The sequence below is a fragment of the Mucilaginibacter hurinus genome (genome assembly GCF_003324525.1).
GTDB lineage: Bacteria > Bacteroidota > Bacteroidia > Sphingobacteriales > Sphingobacteriaceae > Mucilaginibacter > Mucilaginibacter hurinus.
Genome location: NZ_QGDC01000001.1, coordinates 21,981 through 38,041, shown reverse-complemented (window position 1 = coordinate 38,041; position 16,061 = coordinate 21,981). Strand labels below are relative to the sequence as shown.

Annotated in this window: 11 protein-coding genes and 1 other RNA gene; 6 read left to right on the top strand and 6 right to left on the bottom strand. The window is 45.1% G+C overall.

Features of this window, described 5'->3' with window-relative positions; translation table 11 throughout:
- Nucleotides 1–15 precede the first annotated feature (15 nt).
- The 3 genes from ssrA to DJ568_RS00160 form a co-directional block, all read right to left on the bottom strand.
- Nucleotides 16–384, bottom strand: a transfer-messenger RNA (tmRNA) gene (gene ssrA, locus DJ568_RS00170).
- A 131-nt stretch (nucleotides 385–515) separates the two neighbouring features.
- The gene (locus DJ568_RS00165) at nucleotides 516–1,745 is read right to left on the bottom strand and encodes a pyridoxal phosphate-dependent aminotransferase (RefSeq protein ID WP_114003213.1); all 1,230 of its coding nucleotides are present in this window, start codon (nucleotides 1,743–1,745) and stop codon (nucleotides 516–518) included.
- A 148-nt stretch (nucleotides 1,746–1,893) separates the two neighbouring features.
- Nucleotides 1,894–2,289, bottom strand: coding sequence for a DUF1573 domain-containing protein (locus DJ568_RS00160; RefSeq protein ID WP_114003212.1), 396 nt, complete (start codon nucleotides 2,287–2,289; stop codon nucleotides 1,894–1,896).
- A gap of 134 nt (nucleotides 2,290–2,423) precedes the next feature.
- Between DJ568_RS00160 and DJ568_RS00155 the strand changes: the two genes are divergently transcribed.
- The 4 genes from DJ568_RS00155 to DJ568_RS00140 all read left to right on the top strand — a co-directional run bounded on the left by DJ568_RS00155 (nucleotide 2,424) and on the right by DJ568_RS00140 (nucleotide 10,501).
- Entirely contained in the window at nucleotides 2,424–4,856 is a 2,433-nt protein-coding gene (locus DJ568_RS00155; RefSeq protein ID WP_114003779.1) for an alpha-ketoacid dehydrogenase subunit alpha/beta, read from the top strand.
- Nucleotides 4,857–4,960: 104 nt separating this feature from the next.
- Complete coding sequence (locus DJ568_RS00150) at nucleotides 4,961–9,529, top strand: FG-GAP-like repeat-containing protein (protein ID WP_114003211.1); 4,569 nt, start codon at nucleotides 4,961–4,963, stop codon at nucleotides 9,527–9,529.
- 100 nt (nucleotides 9,530–9,629) lie between these two features.
- Nucleotides 9,630–9,893 (top strand): hypothetical protein, encoded by a 264-nt coding sequence (locus DJ568_RS00145; RefSeq protein WP_114003210.1) that lies wholly within the window; start codon nucleotides 9,630–9,632, stop codon nucleotides 9,891–9,893.
- 26 nt (nucleotides 9,894–9,919) lie between these two features.
- Complete coding sequence (locus tag DJ568_RS00140; protein WP_114003209.1) at nucleotides 9,920–10,501, top strand: nitroreductase family protein; 582 nt, start codon at nucleotides 9,920–9,922, stop codon at nucleotides 10,499–10,501.
- A gap of 30 nt (nucleotides 10,502–10,531) precedes the next feature.
- On the opposite strand, the gene DJ568_RS00135 is transcribed toward DJ568_RS00140, so the two are convergent.
- Nucleotides 10,532–10,891, bottom strand: a complete 360-nt coding sequence (locus DJ568_RS00135; RefSeq protein WP_199560810.1) for a DUF4180 domain-containing protein — start codon at nucleotides 10,889–10,891, stop codon at nucleotides 10,532–10,534.
- Between the two features lie 77 nt (nucleotides 10,892–10,968).
- Between DJ568_RS00135 and DJ568_RS00130 the strand changes: the two genes are divergently transcribed.
- Both DJ568_RS00130 and DJ568_RS00125 read left to right on the top strand, forming a co-directional pair.
- Nucleotides 10,969–11,700, top strand: a complete 732-nt coding sequence (locus tag DJ568_RS00130; RefSeq protein WP_114003207.1) for a DUF481 domain-containing protein — start codon at nucleotides 10,969–10,971, stop codon at nucleotides 11,698–11,700.
- A gap of 206 nt (nucleotides 11,701–11,906) precedes the next feature.
- Nucleotides 11,907–12,722 carry a murein L,D-transpeptidase catalytic domain family protein gene (locus DJ568_RS00125; RefSeq protein ID WP_114003206.1) on the top strand — a complete coding sequence of 272 codons (816 nt, stop codon included), beginning with the start codon at nucleotides 11,907–11,909 and terminating at the stop codon, nucleotides 12,720–12,722.
- A 94-nt stretch (nucleotides 12,723–12,816) separates the two neighbouring features.
- Here the strand turns inward: DJ568_RS00125 and DJ568_RS00120 are convergent, their stop codons facing one another.
- Together DJ568_RS00120 and DJ568_RS00115 are read right to left on the bottom strand one after the other, a co-directional pair.
- Nucleotides 12,817–14,340, bottom strand: a complete 1,524-nt coding sequence (locus DJ568_RS00120; RefSeq protein ID WP_114003205.1) for a L,D-transpeptidase scaffold domain-containing protein — start codon at nucleotides 14,338–14,340, stop codon at nucleotides 12,817–12,819.
- A 91-nt stretch (nucleotides 14,341–14,431) separates the two neighbouring features.
- Nucleotides 14,432–16,000: a PQQ-dependent sugar dehydrogenase gene (locus DJ568_RS00115; protein ID WP_114003204.1), complete on the bottom strand. Its 1,569-nt coding sequence runs from the start codon at nucleotides 15,998–16,000 to the stop codon at nucleotides 14,432–14,434.
- Between the last annotated feature and the right edge of the window lie 61 nt (nucleotides 16,001–16,061).

The window sequence follows — 16,061 nt, the reverse complement described above, 5'->3', positions numbered from 1 at the left end:
TTTTAATACTTTAATCCGTGGAGCCGGAGGGATTCGAACCCTCGTCCAAACATGGTATAAGGTAAGCTTTCTACATGCTTAGCTTCTGTTAAATTGTCGGGAAGGGGAAGGCCAGTTGCTTGCCTGTACCGTCTTCCGTAGGTGCTTTATCTCGCCTGCTTATCACACCCTAAGCCGGCCAGTTTCATTTTTCGATGCCCCGGTTGCCGATCCAATGAAACGGAGAACCGGCGGGACAAAAGCTATGCTAATTCTAAATTAGGCAGCTAAGGCGTAGTTATTTTCGCCATTTGTAAGTTTGAGCGTTCAGATTAAAGCGCTAATTCACACAACGCGCTGCATGCTTACCTACTTATCTCCATCCTGTCAATTCCGGTCGACCCCAATATTTTGAAGTGCTTTGCCCGGTGGGCAGTTTGCAGTTGTAGTGTACAAATATAAACAATTTACGTGCCGATTAGCATGGCTGTAAAATTGGCAGTATTAATACGTTTAAGTCTTAGGTGCAGCCACCGTTATTCAACATGAGCCGCTACGCGCGCCGCATTAACCACCCTGCCGGGGTAAACTTTTAATGCCTCATCTAAACAAACCATGGCTTTTTTAAGGTCGTCCTGGTTTATTACATAGGCCAGCCGAACCTCGTTTAGGCCCGCGCCGGGGGTGCTGTAAAAACCCGTTGCCGGTGCCAGCATCAGCGTTTGGTTTTGGTAAGTAAAATCTTCCAGCAGCCATTGGCAAAACCTGTCGGCATTATCAATAGGCAGTTTGGTTACCACGTAAAATGCGCCGCCTGGGGTAGGGCAGTACACACCGTCAATTTTATTAAGGGCGCTCACCAGCGTATCGCGGCGGGCGGTATATTCCTTGCTTACCGCTTCAAAGTAACTGTCGGGGGTATCAATGGCCGCTTCGCCGGCAATCTGCTCAACCATGCCGGGGCTTAAGCGGGCCTGCGCAAATTTTAGCGCGGCCTGCCATACCTGTTTGTTCTTCGTGATAAGACAGCCCAAACGCGCGCCGCAGGCGCTGTAGCGCTTGCTCACCGTGTCAATCATTATAACGTGCTCGTCAAGTCCGTCCAGGTGCATGGGCGAGGTAAACTGGCGGCCATCGTAACAAAACTCGCGGTAGGCTTCGTCGCACAGCAAAAACAGGTCATGCTTTATACAAAGCGCCTTTAGTTCTTCCAGTTCTTCGCGGGTATATAAATGCCCGGTAGGGTTGTTGGGGCTGCATATAAATATGGCGCGGCTTTTAGGGGTAATAACCTTTTCAAACTCGCTGGCCTTAGGCAAAGCAAAGTCGTTTTCAATAACAGATAATATTGGCTTCACCACAATATCGCCCTGGCCGGCAAAAGCATTATAATTGGCGTAAAATGGTTCGGGTATAATTACCTCGTCACCCGCGTCCAGGCAGGTCATCATAGCAATTACAATGGCTTCTGAACCACCGGTTGTAACTAAAATATCATCAGGCGTAATGTTATAACCGTGCTTGTTATAATATTCAGTTAACTTTTTCCGGTAGGCAAGTGTTCCTTCAGAGGCTGTATAGGCCCATATGTTAAAATCGATATTTTTTACGGCATTAAGCATGCCTTCAGGCGTAGCAATGTCAGGCTGTCCAATGTTCAGGTGATATACTTTTTTCCCGTCTTGCTTGGCTTTATCAGCAAACGGTGTTAGTTTACGTATTGGGGAAGCGGGCAAATGCTGCCCCTTTTCCGAAATTTGTGGCATTTACAAAATTATTAAAAACATTCAGGCGGTAACAATTGCGTTACCATTTTTGGTCAATTTATTTTTATACAGCAAAGGGACACGTTTATCGTGTCCCCTTTGGTTATCCCTATTAATGCCGGGACAAAGCATTACAGGAGTGTATACCTTAGCGGCTCGCCGCTTTGGCTGCTACAACTTCCCCTATAATCACTAAATTTTTTTGCGGTGTTTTAGCGTTTGATGTAACTACAATAGTTTTGCTGAAAGGCGAAACTGATGCCGCATTGTACGTTATTTTAATGGTACCCTTTTCGCCTTTTTTAACGGGCGTTTTGGTGTAATCTGCAATGGTACAGCCACATGTAGGTTTTACATCAGCCAAAATCAGCGGCTCTTCGCCAATGTTGGTAAACTCAAAAGCGGTGGTTACCGGCGTCCCTTGCGGTATTTTGCCAAAATTGTGTTTCTCTTCAACAAACTTAAATTCGGGCTTTGTATCCTGTGCTGCAGCGGTAAAAACAAACCCTAAAAGCACAGCGCATATTATCATTATTTTTTTCATATTCTTGTATTGAATTGGTATGGCAAATATACTGAATAATTATAAATCAAAAATTTATTGTTGGTTGTTTGAATGTAAATAATACCGATTACAAAATAGAATTTTTTAATTTTACCGCCTTAACAGAATTAAATATGCCACAAAGTGACCTTCGTAATGCCGGAAACACCGGGGCTGTTGAGCTTAGTTTTGACGATTTTAAAAAGATTGTTATAAACGATTACCGCATAGGGTATGAAAGCAGGCAGGCAAGTTTGTTGGGCAGGCGCGAAGTGCTTACCGGCAAGGCTAAATTTGGCATATTTGGTGATGGTAAGGAAGTAGCACAACTGGCCATGGCAAAGGCTTTCCGTAAAGGCGACTGGCGGGCGGGCTATTACCGCGATCAAACTTTTATGTTTGCTACAGGGATGAGCAACCTGAAGGAGTTTTTCGCGCAGCTGTACGCTCACCCTGATATTGAAAAAGATCCCGCGTCAGGCGGCAGGCAAATGAACTGCCATTATGCTACACGCTTTGTTAATACTGATGGCAGCTGGATAAACCAGGCCGAAACCATGAACTGCTCGGCAGATATGTCAACCACGGGCGGGCATATGCCCAGGCTGCTTGGGCTGGCTTACGCATCAAAACTTTACAGGCAAAATCCCGACTTGCACCAGTTTGATCAGTTTTCGGTAAATGGCGACGAGGTTGCCTTTGGTACTATTGGCAATGGTTCAACTTCCGAAGGATTATTTTTTGAGGTATTTAACGCGGCCGGGGTGCTACAGGTGCCTATGGCTATTTCGGTTTGGGATGATGCCTATGCCATTTCGGTGCCGGCCAAACTGCAAACCACCAAAGAGGACATATCAGAGGTATTAAAAGGCTTTCAGCGCGAAAAAGGCAGCAATGGTTACGAGATATTTAAAGTGCGCGGATGGGATTATGTTGCCCTGTGCGAAACATATGAATTTGCCATAAAGCAGTGCCGCGAGCAGCACGTGCCGGTAATGATACACGTTACAGAGATGACACAGCCGCAAGGCCACTCAACATCAGGCTCGCACGAACGTTATAAATCAAAAGAACGACTGGCCTGGGAGGAGGAGTATGATTGCCTGGCGCAGATGCGTAAATGGATAATCGAATCGGCTGTGGCTACTACCGAAGAAATTGACGAGTTGGAAGCTGCGGCCAAAAAATACGTCCGCGAGTGCCAGCGCGAGGCGTGGAACGAATTAAGTAACGAAATCAGGGCAGAGCTTGATGAAGCGGCTAAACTGATTGATCAACTGGCCATTTATGTTACCGCAAAAGACGACCTTGCCGCTATTACTACCGAATTGCGTGCATGTATTGATCCGGGCCGTAAAGATATAACTACAGCCATGCGCAAAGCCCTGCGTGCTACGCTCAATGAGCCTGTTGCCGAGCGGCAGGCGTTGCTGAACTGGCTTAATGAAGAGAACAGCAAGAACAAAGAGCGTTTTAACTCCAAGTTATTTACAGAAACGCTGCAGTCGCCGTTGAATGTGCCGGTTGTGGCCGCCGAATATAACGACGATGCAAAAATACTTGACGGGCGCGAGGTGCTTAACGCCTGTTTCGATGCCAATTTTGAACGCGATCCGGCTATTGTTGCCTTTGGTGAGGATGTTGGCGCAATAGGCGATGTTAACCAGGGCTTCGCCGGCCTGCAAAATAAGTACGGTGACATTCGCATTACCGACACCGGCATACGCGAAGCCAGCATAATAGGGCAGGGCGTAGGCTTGGCTGTACGCGGTTTAAGGCCTATTGCAGAGATACAGTATATGGATTATTTGCTGTACTCCATCAATGTATTAAGTGATGATTTGGCCAGCTTGAGCTACCGCACCAGCGGCGGACAAAAAGCACCGTTAATAGTGCGTACGCGTGGGCACAGGCTTGAGGGCATCTGGCACTCTGGCTCACCGCTCGGCATGCTGCTCAATTCTGTAAGGGGTTTACATATTTGCGTGCCACGTAACATGACACAGGCTGCCGGTATGTATAACACCCTGCTAAGGGGCGATGAGCCGGCTTTGATGATTGAGTGCCTAAACGGTTACCGCCTTAAAGAAAAACTGCCTGCCAATGTAGGTGAGTTTACAGTACCATTAGGCAAGGCCGAAGTGATGCATGAGGGTGCCGACATCACCGTAGTATCATACGGATCAACACTGCGTGTGGTAATGGAAGCTATTCCTGAACTGGAAAAACTAGGTGTAAATATTGAAGTAATTGATCCGCAAACGCTGTTCCCGTTTGATACGGATAACATCTGCGCAGCATCGTTACAAAAAACAAATAAGCTGCTGGTAGTTGACGAAGACTTACCCGGCGCCGCATCCGCTTATATTCTACAAAAAATAGTAGAGGGCCAAAACGGCTATTACTATCTTGACAGCCAACCCAAAACCCTTACCGCGAAAGACCATCGTCCGCCGTATGGGTCAGACGGGGATTACTTCACCAAACCGTCGGTTGATGATGTTATCGAAACCGTATATGCTATGGTGAGCGAAAGCAACCCGGCTAAATTTCCGCCGATATATTAAATAAGGCTTTTTCATTATTTCATTGAGTAGTTGCATTATCGCTGATAATAAATATATTAGCATTTACAAGTAAGGGTGACCTGTAACCTTTTAAACCTACACATATGAAGAGAATTTATTATGCTTTGCTGGCAGTGTTATTATCGACAGAGTTAAACACTGCGAGCGCACAAGCGCCGACTATCAACTCATTTAGCCCGGCCAGCGGTGCTACCGGTACCGCTATTACTATTAACGGTACAAATTTTAGTGCAAACAAGGCCGAAAATGTTGTGTATTTAGGCTTAGGCAGAGCCACGGTGCAGTCGGCCACAACCACCAAACTAGTAGTAACAGCACCTGCCACCGCTACTTATGGCCCGCTGCAGGTAATAAATACCAACACAAAGCAGGTGGTATACTACCGGAAGCCATTTAAATTAACATTTAGTAACGCAAACTATACAGGCCTGGTGTTTAAAGAGCCGCAGGATCTGCTGGTCAACCCGCCGTGGTCTGTTAAACTGGCGGATATAGACGGCGATGGTAAAACCGACATGATAACCAGTGCGGGCATACACCGTAATACATCCAGTGGCGGCAACTCTTCTTTTGCTGCGCCGGTTGCTTTCCCGCATGGTATCTATGACATTGCCGATGTGGACCTGGATGGTAAACCGGACATGATCTGCGCGGAAATGACAGGAATAGCGGTTTATAAAAACAACAGTACGCCCGGGAGCATCACAACATCATCATTCACGTTAACGGCTACGGCAAGTTTTGCTAACGAGGTGGTTTGGGGGTATGGCCCCAGCGAGGTAGAAATTGCAGATATGGATGGAGACGGTCGCCCCGATATGGTTGCGCGTTATAGTTATAGTATCACCGGCTATGAATTCACTCATTATGGATTACTGTATTACCGCAACACAAGTTCAGGCAATTCATTGTCGTTTGCACAGGCTGTTAACAGTAAAGGCAGTGCGGCCAGCTCAAGTATCGCCCTGGCTGATGTTAACGGTGATAATAAAACAGACATAGTGCTGGGGGAAGGTTTGGGGATAAGTGTCTTTAAAAATACAGCCACGCCGGGCACTTTAAACAACTCATCCTTTGTTAAAAGTACATTGCAAACAGATGGCGTGTTGCCGGGAAATATGCAAGTACAGGATATTGATGGCGACGGAAATTTAGATATCATTGGTTTGGCCGGTGCGGGCAACTTCATTTTTATGCGTAACACAACGGCAACCGGCACGCAAAACATCTCATTTGCGCCGAAGGTATCTTTGAGCGGCGGCCCGCAGGGAACCGAAACCTATTATTACGAGTATAACCTGTCGGCAGGTGATTTTGACGGTGACGGAAAACCTGATTTGTTGATGCTCAATACCTCCAACTCACAACTCCAGTTATTCCGTAATACAGCCACCAAAGGCACGCTTGATCAAGGTTCGTTTGAACCAGTGGAAATCGTGCAAACAGAAGGAGCGTCTGCAACGGCTTTAGGTGATATGAATGGCGATAGCCGCCCTGATTTGTTAGTGTGGTATAACAGCAATTATCCGGGTTATCCCGAAGCCCGCCTTCGTTTATATACAAACATAACCGGAGGGCCGGCGCCTGAAATTGCATCATTTAGCCCGGCAAGGGGGCCGGTAGGTACCGAGGTGACTATTAACGGCAATGGTTTTAGCAGCCATATTGCAGATAACAGGGCTTACCTTGGTACCACACCGCTAAATATTATTGCCGCCACAAACACACAGCTAAAGGTGGTTATACCTGCGGGAATAGTTTACGGGCCTTTTAGCGTGGTTAATTTACGTAATCATCTGTCAACCGTTTCAAAGTTGCAGTTCAATATTACGCACCCGGCTGCCACGATAATTCCTAAGTCAAAGGTTACACCGCTCGCATTTAATGCTGATTTGAGTAAAGTAGCTGATATTGACGGCGACGGCGTGCCTGATCTGGTTACAATGGATAACTCGTTAAGGGTGTACCGCAACGTAACCACTCCAACGGCAGATAGCGTTATATATGCTGCACCGGCAAATTTTACAACCGGCCAGCGCAATAATATGGTGCTGGCCGATATTACCGGGGATGGAAAGCCTGATGTCATTGCCGGGAGTTATCAGGACAATACCGTAATGGTACTGGTGAATACATCAACCGTAGGTAATATAAACTTCAGTTTGCCTTCAACACGTCAATTAGGCGGCACGGTGTGGTCAAAACCTAACGAAATAGCTGTGGGCGATATTGACGGTGACGGACGTCCCGACATTGTGGTAGCAGATGAGGACCGGATTGTATTTTTACACATGGCAACAACACGTGGCCTGGCAATATTTGGTAACGTGTATGCTTTTGTAACCGGGTATAAACATAAAGCAGTTAAGCTTGCAGATATAGACGGAGATGGTAAACTTGATGTTATTACCGCGTCTAAAAACTCCCCTATAATGTTTATAGCGCGTAACAGGAGTGTCCCCGGCACCATAAGCGCATCTTCGTTTGACGGTCCGGTGGCAATTGCTACTACTGATGTACCCAACGGAGTAAACACCGCTGATATAGACAGCGATGGCAAACCTGATATTATCATTAACTATATATCCGGGAACGCGTTTGGTGTTTACCGCAACAAAAGTATACAAGGAAGCATTAATTCTGCTTCGCTGGCAGCCGGGATAAACATACCGGGACAAGGCGCGTCAAGTATTATTATAATGGACGCCGACGGTGATGGTAAACCGGATATACTGGCGCCGTACGCAGCAGGCTCAAAAATATTCAGGAACAATTCGTCGGCTGGTAATATTACTGCAGCCTCTTTTTTACCGCTGTCAAGCGATATAAAATTTACTGAGGGCCTGGCCGCTGACATGAATAATGACGGCCGGCAGGATATCGTTTCAGGCGACAAGATATGGCTAAACGGGGCTAAGTCAGTTACGATAACTAAACCCGTTATAGCCTCTTTTAACCCGCTAACTGCACGTACAGGCGAATCTGTAACACTTAACGGCGAAAACTTTGGTGCACGATCAGCTGATAACATAGTATATTTCGGTGCCGTACAGGCAGAGGTTACTGAAGCAACGCCAAATAAGCTGGTAGTAAGAGTACCCGCCGGAGCCACGTATGAAACTGTTTCGGTAATAAATAAAACTACAGGGCTTACCGGCAATTCTTCACGGTATTTTGTAAAAACACTTAGTTCGCCAAAGTCAACTATTGAGCAGGCAGACTTTGAGCCCCCTGTTGATTTGGATACGAAGAATGCTGGCCTTAGCTGGGGCATAGGTTCTACTTTAAAGGATATTGATGGAGATGGCCGGCCCGACCTGGCAGGATGGAGTGCAAATGGTATAGCAGTAATGCAAAACAAATCCTCGGTCGGCACATTCAACTTTCCGTCGATCACACCACTAAACTCTGCACCGCTTAACTTCACTGAGGTAGCAATTATTATTGATGACATTGATAATGATGGCAGGCAGGATATTATTTATGTCGCCAAATACCTCACAGGCTCAATGTGTACAATCACCATTCTCCGTAACATTAGTAACGGTGGCAATATAACGGCTTCGTCATTTGCGCCAGCAATCAATATTCAAGTTCCGGCAGGCGTTATATATGCATTGCTTACGGCAGATATAGACCGGGACGGCCGTAAAGAGATTATTGTTAATATTGCCGACAAAGTTTACATATACCAAAATAAAACTACACCGGGTACAGTTAATGCGTCGTCGTTTGCTGCCGCGCCCCACGTAATCAGCGGTAAGTTTGATGTAAAGGTTGCCGACGTGGATATGGACGGTTACCCCGACCTGTTAACTACCAATGCCACTATGAAATCAGTTGTAGGAGATGCTGTAAGAGTATACCGAAACAAGGCTATCAAGGGTGTGATTGACCGTTATTCATTTGATGTCCCCGTTGATTTTAAGATGAATATGGACATAGAGGGTTTAACGATTTCTGATATCAATGCAGACGGAAAACCTGATGTTTTGGCCAGGGCGTACGGTAATAACGCGCTGATGGTGATGATTAACGCAACCCAGGGTAAGGCGCTGTCATTACAAGCAATTAACCGCTTCCAATTATTAGGCCTGGTGCATAATGCCGCTGATATTAATGGCGATGGAAAAGTGGATCTGATAGGATCAATGGATAAGTATGCTGAGTTGATAACCAATAAATATACGTCAGGCTGGATAGCACCATCGTCATATGCCGTAAACAGGCTTACGGGAAAAGGCTGGATAAGCCAGGTTTGTGACATGGATGGCGATGGCAGGTATGACCTGATCAGTATTAACGGCAATAAGATATCTATACTGCGCTACAATCCTGTAGTGGCTTTAAGCTCCAACCGCGCCACTGCCGACGTTACTGCCATTACTGCGGTGTCTCCAAACGGTGATGGCGTTAACGATGTATTTACCATTGATGGAATTGATAAGCATCCACAAAACACCGTGCTGATAACCAACAGCCGTGGTATAAAGATATTTGAGGCTAAAGGTTACAATAATGCCTCGGTAGCGTTTAACGGTTACTCTACTACCGGCGTAAGGCAGGAAGCAGGCACTTATTTTTATACCGTTAGCTACACTGATAAAGGCGTTCAGCAACACAAGTCAGGATATCTTGTGCTGAAGTACTAACCTAAATATATGTCTACTTTTAAAGAGGCGTCCGGGGGAAACGGGCGCCTCTTTTTCTTTAAAACAAACAAAATTAGTTCTGCGTAATTATCTATTTACAATGGAAATAGGCAAGGAACTAATGAAAGTGCTCAATAAAGTTTATGAGCCTTCAACGATGAAAGAAATGGTTTTTAAGCGGTATGATATTGCGTTTAAAACCGATGAGCAGGGCAGGCCCGTACTATTATTTATTGGCAAAAAGGATGATAGCGGCCATATCAAAGGCGAACGCTTTGCCTGCAGGCTTGTGCTAGCTGCGGACGGCAGTATTGTGAAAGATCATTGGGAAAATAAAGGAAAAGCTTCGCCTAATTTTCGCTAATTTGCGCCACTAAAACGCAGATAATTATGGATAGCAACGCATTTTCAACTATATCAACTATAATTAAAAACCGCCGTACTATAAAGCCGCCTGCCATGAACGGGCAAAAGATACCAAACGGCCATATAGCCGCTATGCTTGAGCTGGCAGACTGGGCTCCTACACACGGCTTAACCGAACCCTGGCGCTTTGTAATATACGAAGATCCGATAGCTTTTTGTGCCCAGCACGCTGAGTTATATAAGCAGGGCACACCGGCCGAAAACTTTAAAGAAGGTACTTACAACAACCTGGCAGCTATTGGTACTAACGCATCGCATGTAATAATTGCTTACATGAAACGTGGCAGCAACCCCAATATCCCTGCTGTTGAGGAGCTGGCGGCGGCATCTGCAGCGGTGCAAAACCTGTTGCTGGCAGCCACCGCGCTAAACATTGGCTCGTTTTGGAGCACCGGCGGGGCTACGCTGAAACCGGTTATGAAAGAGTTTTTAGGACTGGGAGCTGAAGACCAGGTGCTTGGCCTGCTATACCTGGGTTATACAGAGCAGCGCCCCGAAGGCAAGCGTGTAACACCCGTGGAAGAAAAAGTAAAATGGGTTAAATAGTTTAAAAGCCGGGTTTAACGCCCGGTTTTTTTATTTACTGAGTGCCTGTAAAGCATCAGCGGTGGTGCCCAGGAAATTTATATGGCGGCCCTTATTGCTTTCATAAACAAAATCTTTTAAACTTTTACTAGTGACGTTTTCAAACTCACCCGTTACAACCAGGCGAACGCGGTAATTAGAAAATTTTTGGAGTATTTCCCCGGCCATGCCGTTGCTAAGCTCGAAAAACAGGGGAGTAATATGTAGCTGATTAATAATTATGCTGTCAAAGCCCTGGTAATACAGGTTGGCTAATAAATCCAAAGCATCGTCCGGTGTTTGTATTAAAACGGATTCAGCTACCACTTCAGCAATATTTATCTGGTTTATTATGTGGGTTTTTATTGTCATGATAGCAGGGCAAATCTAATAATTAAAAACTTTGTCGGTTTTTACAGGTTAGTAAAAAATACCAACAGTGAAGTGGCTTGAATAAACTCATTTACACATTTATACTTTTTACGGGCTTTATCACCCGCGCAGTAGCCCAGTTTAATGATAGTACGCATTACCATGCCAGTTACCTGTCTTCAGGTTCAATAAACAAAACCAAGGATGGCACGGCGTACTTGCTAAATAACGGGCTTAAGTTTAATGTCAAAAAGAAAAGCATATCGCTTAATTTCACCAATAGCTGGGTGTATGGGCGCCAGCGCGGCAGCCTCACCAATAATGATTTTTCAACAGCGCTGGATTTTAACTTATACCAAACCCCCAAATTTTATTACTGGGGGCTGGCCAACTACAATACCAGCTATTCGCTTAAAATAAATAACCAGTTGCTTACCGGCTTTGGCTTGGCTTACAGCATATTGGATAGTAAAAATGCATATTTAAACTTAAGTAACGGCGTGTTATATGATAAAAGCGACTTGTTTTTAACTCCCGGCACACGTGATATCTACCACACTTTCCGAAATTCTTTCCGGCTGGCATTCAGGTTTAATATCAAGGAATTGGTTGTGCTGGAGAGCAGCAGTTTTGTTCAAAACTCGTTCGATTATGGGAGCGATTATATTATTCGTTCCAATTCAAGCCTTTCTTTTAAAATCAACCCATGGCTGGCGCTGACTACCGCTTTAAGCTACAATCGCCAAAACCGTACAAACAGCGAAAACTTATTGCTCACTTACGGCCTTACCCTCGAAAAATATTTTTGAAACAGGTATAAGATATGCGCTTTGCATGCGTTTAAACAACGGTATATAACAGCAATTAACCCACCCTTGTTTTCGTATTATGTAAATTTTATGACATTATTAGAAAATTTTTGCGTATATTTGTACTATACAATCACAACAGTTATACCGCTAACCTAAGTCTGTTAACACTTTTATATTTTTATTAAAAACTAATTTAACAGAATATGAGAAAATATTTTTGGTGGATGATTTGCGCTTTAATGGTGGTTTCTTCAGTAACTTTTATAAGCTGGGGACCAGTACATGAAAGCAAACCTGTCATCGAAAACAATAAAACAGCGCCGGCAAGGGCTTTAAGTGCAAAAGAAATGTTTGGACAATATGTTGCCGACGTTTACAGCACCGCCCAATTGCAGCAGACCGGTCTGGATATCGCTGTACTTCAGAAGGCTATTACCGGTTATTATAACCTTAAAATTGCAGGTAAGCTACCGCAGAACAGCAATGTTATTACTGTAATTGACTTTAATAAGCCAAGCCGTGAAAAACGTATGTGGATAGTGGACCTGGCAACCAAGGCTATGTTGTTGCATACCTGGGTATCACACGGGCAGGGTAGTGGTAATGATATGGCTACCGCTTTTTCAAATACCGAGCACTCGCACCAAAGTAGTTTAGGTTTTTACGTTACCGACGATGTTTATTATGGTAAACATGGCCGTTCGTTAAAGCTCGACGGAATGGATGCCGGTTTTAACAGTAATGCCCGGGCACGTGCCGTTGTGGTACACGCTGCTGATTATGTTAGCCAGGGTACTATTAACACGCTAGGCCGTTTAGGTCGCAGCCATGGTTGTCCGGCTGTTTCACCTGCAGTATCAGATATGGTAATTAACACAATAAAAGGTAAAACCATGTTATTTATTGCCGGTAAAGACAATAGTTATACATCTAAGTACATTAACGAAGATGCGGCGGCCTTGTTTCTTAACCCCCAGGCTCCGGTAGCTGAGGCGCCGGCTGCATTGGCAACTATATAATTAGTACCGACCTCATAATAATTTAAAAGCCCCCGTGTTTATACGGGGGCTTTTTTTTGCCAGGTTCATACCCGGACGTTTGCGAGTGTGATGATTATACTGTAACCAGTTTTTTCATATGTGCATATAGTACTACGTCAAGCCCGTAAACATCCGGCCTGAACTGCAGTCCGTCTTTACTTACCCAGCACGTCATGTACGTGATAAAAACCGGTACCTTGGGCGACAAGCCTATGTCTGTAGGCGAATCATTATTGCCGTTCATTTTTTCAACTATGGTTTGGTATTTTTTACCATTGCCAAATAATGCCTCAGCCAGCTTTTGCGGTTGTTCAACCCTTACACAACCATGGCTCACAGCACGCATCGTTCTGTTAAAGGCAAGCTTGGCCGGCGTGTCGTGAAGATATACACTGCTGCGGTTTTTAAATAGAAACTTTATCTTGCCAAGGGCATTGTCGTCTCCGGGGCGCTGCTTAAATTCGTAATCGTCTTTTGATGCGCTGCTCCAGTCTATAGTTTCCGGATCGTTTACCAGCTGCCCTTTGTAGTATACATCAATGTTCTCGTTGCCGAGATAGTAAGGGTCCGCCGCGGCGGCAACCATAATCTCTTTGGTAGCGATGCTTTTAGGGATATTCCATACAGGGTTTACCTGTACCGAATGTATCATGCTGTTCAACTGCGGTGTTTCGCGCGAAAAGGGGCGGTCCACCTTGTCACTTTCATCGTATTCGGTCAAACTAACTTCGCCTTCCATGTTACGGCCTTCGCCTACGCAAACCTTCATGTTAAGCGTAGAGTGTCCGTTTTCCATCACATCAAGTGTGAAATCCGGAATGTTTACCCAAACGTATTTGTCGGCTGTAGGTTTGTTTTTCCAGCGCAGCCTTTCCATGTTTACGGCAAAATACCGCTCGGATTCTTCAGGTGGTAAACCTTTTACCTTAACATCTTCTTTAAACGCTTTTTGCAGCGCTAAATATTGGGGGTCTTTCGGTTGTATGCTATCCAGGTAGTTGCGCAATGAGCCAACAGCAAAAACGTTGTTCATAAAGGCGCTGTCGGGGCGCTTTGTTTCAGTATAGTAACGTGCATATATACGCCTTGGACTGATTAAGCCAAATTGCATGGCGTTTGAATAATTTATAAGCGAATTGGCCGCGGCGAGTTCAAGCTCAGCAATGGTTTGATAAGCTTCATCCAATGTTTTTATCGCCTTTTTGTCGTACAGTTTATTAACGAGCGCGTTAATGGCGGGGGCCTGGAAAATTTGTGGTTTAATGCCGTGCTCAGGTGCTTTATTATAATATTCAACAAGCACTTTCAATTCCTCATCTTTTAAATGATTCATTACCAGTACAGGGTCAAAACCATTTTGTGCGTAAAAAGCGCTTATAACCTTAGGGTTTGCCAATGTGCCTTTTTTGTCTTCGAGCACCTTTTGAAATATGGGAGCAAAATCTTCAGGAGTTACCTGTTTAAAAATTTTGTTTTTGGTTTCCTTGGCCAGCTGCTTGCCCATGTCGGAGCGGCTTTTTTTACAAGCCGGCATTATTAATACTAATACTAAACCTGTAAGCATCAGCCACAGGTATTTGGGTAGTTTATCTTTCATATACTTTAAATATCGATCAGAAAATATGTTGCACCACGTATAGCAATAGCTATACCAATGTTTGTGGCAACCTCTTACAGCTTAGGTGTAGCTATTGTACAGCCCCTTGCCGTTTGGTTTTTAGTGCACGGCCCGGCGGCATAATGTATGCTTTTTTCTTTTGCTTCCCGGCTGGTCGCGGCAGGTATCGCATTTCTATAATACAACCCTTGTAGCTTATTTGCTGCGGGTTTTCTTTTGACGGGCCAGAGGTGGTGCCGGTGCTGTCTACAGCTACGTATAATTTTTCGCCGTCGGCGGAGATGGCCATGTCACGGTACCTGTTTTTACTTTTAAAATAATTGATGGTATCGCCTTTTATTTTCTGCCCCTCTGTATCCATCTGCATACGTATAATTTTACCGCCCTTTAAAGTAGTCACCAATAATGAGTTTTTCCATCCGGGTATGGCGTCAGAGGTGTACACCTCAATACTTGACGGCGCTTCTGAGGGCCAGTCGGCACCTTCCTTGCCGCCTTTGATGTCTTTAAAAAGTTTAATTAGAAAATCATGGCTGTTTGGCGCAATACTCAACATAGGGTTGCGGTAAGTGCTGCCTATACCGGCTGCGTTACGATGTTCGCTGCTGATAAACGGGTAGGTGGTATGCCACAGGCCCGGTAAAAAATTATCGCTTGCCACACCAGCGGCTAACCCGTCGTAATTACCCTCATCATAACCAATTATTAACGGATGACCGTAGTTTTTACCTTTCTCAATCAAATTGATTTCGTCGTCAGAAAACGGGCCATGCTCAGATGAGTATAACCTGCCGATACCTGCAATTTTAGCGTAGGCCAACCCTTGTGGATTGCGGTGACCGGTGCTCCATACGGCGCTTTGTGTTGTTGTTGTATTAAAGGGATTATCGGCCGGTATCCACCTGTCGTATACACCGGGGTCATTATCTGGCAGGGTGTTAAAGCGCAGTATTTTACCTTCGTAGGCATCAAGCTGTTGAGCCCGGTTTTGCCTGCCTGCATTATTAAACTGCCCGGCACCCATATCGCCGGTGCTATAAAAGAGATAGTTGGTGCCGTTTACGGGTGCAATTAGCAATCGGCCGCCATTATGGTCGTTACTTCCGGGAATGGTATCGCAAATGCTTACAGGGTTTGTTAAACTGCGGTTGCGGGCATCGTATGTGTAACGCGCTATTTTAGTAGTAAAAAAATACCCGCCTTTATTTGGCCTGCCACCGTTACCAACACTGTCGGCACCCGCAAATTTATAAATGTAGGCCAGGTATATATAAGGTTTGCCGCTTAATAGCTGCGGATGCAGCGCCATACCCATTAGCCCGGCCTGCGGCCAGGGCTTACCACCGCTTACCTCCTTTGGCAATTTATCATACCGTGGAAATAAACGTTGGCTGCTAATATCCAGCAATATGGTTTTTTTGCCGGTAATAGGGTTAATGGTACTTACCCGGTAGCCCTTAGCTTCTGTTACCCATAAGTTGCCATCAGGGCCATAAATAATTTCCCATGGATCGCTTAGCCTGTCAGCTACAATACGCACCGCGAACTTTTCGCCATACGTGCCTGTAAGCGTTTGTGCAGTGGCGGTAGCTACCAATGTTATTTTTAAATAAGTTAGAAAGATAATTTTTTTCGTCATAGTTATTTTAGTAACACAATAAAGGATAGTATGTTGACAATTGCTGAAATAAATATGTATT

Bases quoted from the DNA above. Each gene is read 5' to 3' on its own strand.
- DJ568_RS00145 (WP_114003210.1), top strand. From the start codon at position 9,630: ATGGAAATAGGCAAGGAACTAATGAAAGTGCTCAATAAAGTTTATGAG.
- DJ568_RS00140 (WP_114003209.1), top strand. From the start codon at position 9,920: ATGGATAGCAACGCATTTTCAACTATATCAACTATAATTAAAAACCGC.
- DJ568_RS00150 (WP_114003211.1), top strand. From the start codon at position 4,961: ATGAAGAGAATTTATTATGCTTTGCTGGCAGTGTTATTATCGACAGAG.
- DJ568_RS00165 (WP_114003213.1), bottom strand. From the start codon at position 1,745: ATGCCACAAATTTCGGAAAAGGGGCAGCATTTGCCCGCTTCCCCAATA.
- DJ568_RS00125 (WP_114003206.1), top strand. From the start codon at position 11,907: ATGAGAAAATATTTTTGGTGGATGATTTGCGCTTTAATGGTGGTTTCT.
- DJ568_RS00135 (WP_199560810.1), bottom strand. From the start codon at position 10,891: ATGACAATAAAAACCCACATAATAAACCAGATAAATATTGCTGAAGTG.
- DJ568_RS00120 (WP_114003205.1), bottom strand. From the start codon at position 14,340: ATGAAAGATAAACTACCCAAATACCTGTGGCTGATGCTTACAGGTTTA.
- DJ568_RS00115 (WP_114003204.1), bottom strand. From the start codon at position 16,000: ATGACGAAAAAAATTATCTTTCTAACTTATTTAAAAATAACATTGGTA.
- DJ568_RS00155 (WP_114003779.1), top strand. From the start codon at position 2,424: ATGCCACAAAGTGACCTTCGTAATGCCGGAAACACCGGGGCTGTTGAG.
- DJ568_RS00160 (WP_114003212.1), bottom strand. From the start codon at position 2,289: ATGAAAAAAATAATGATAATATGCGCTGTGCTTTTAGGGTTTGTTTTT.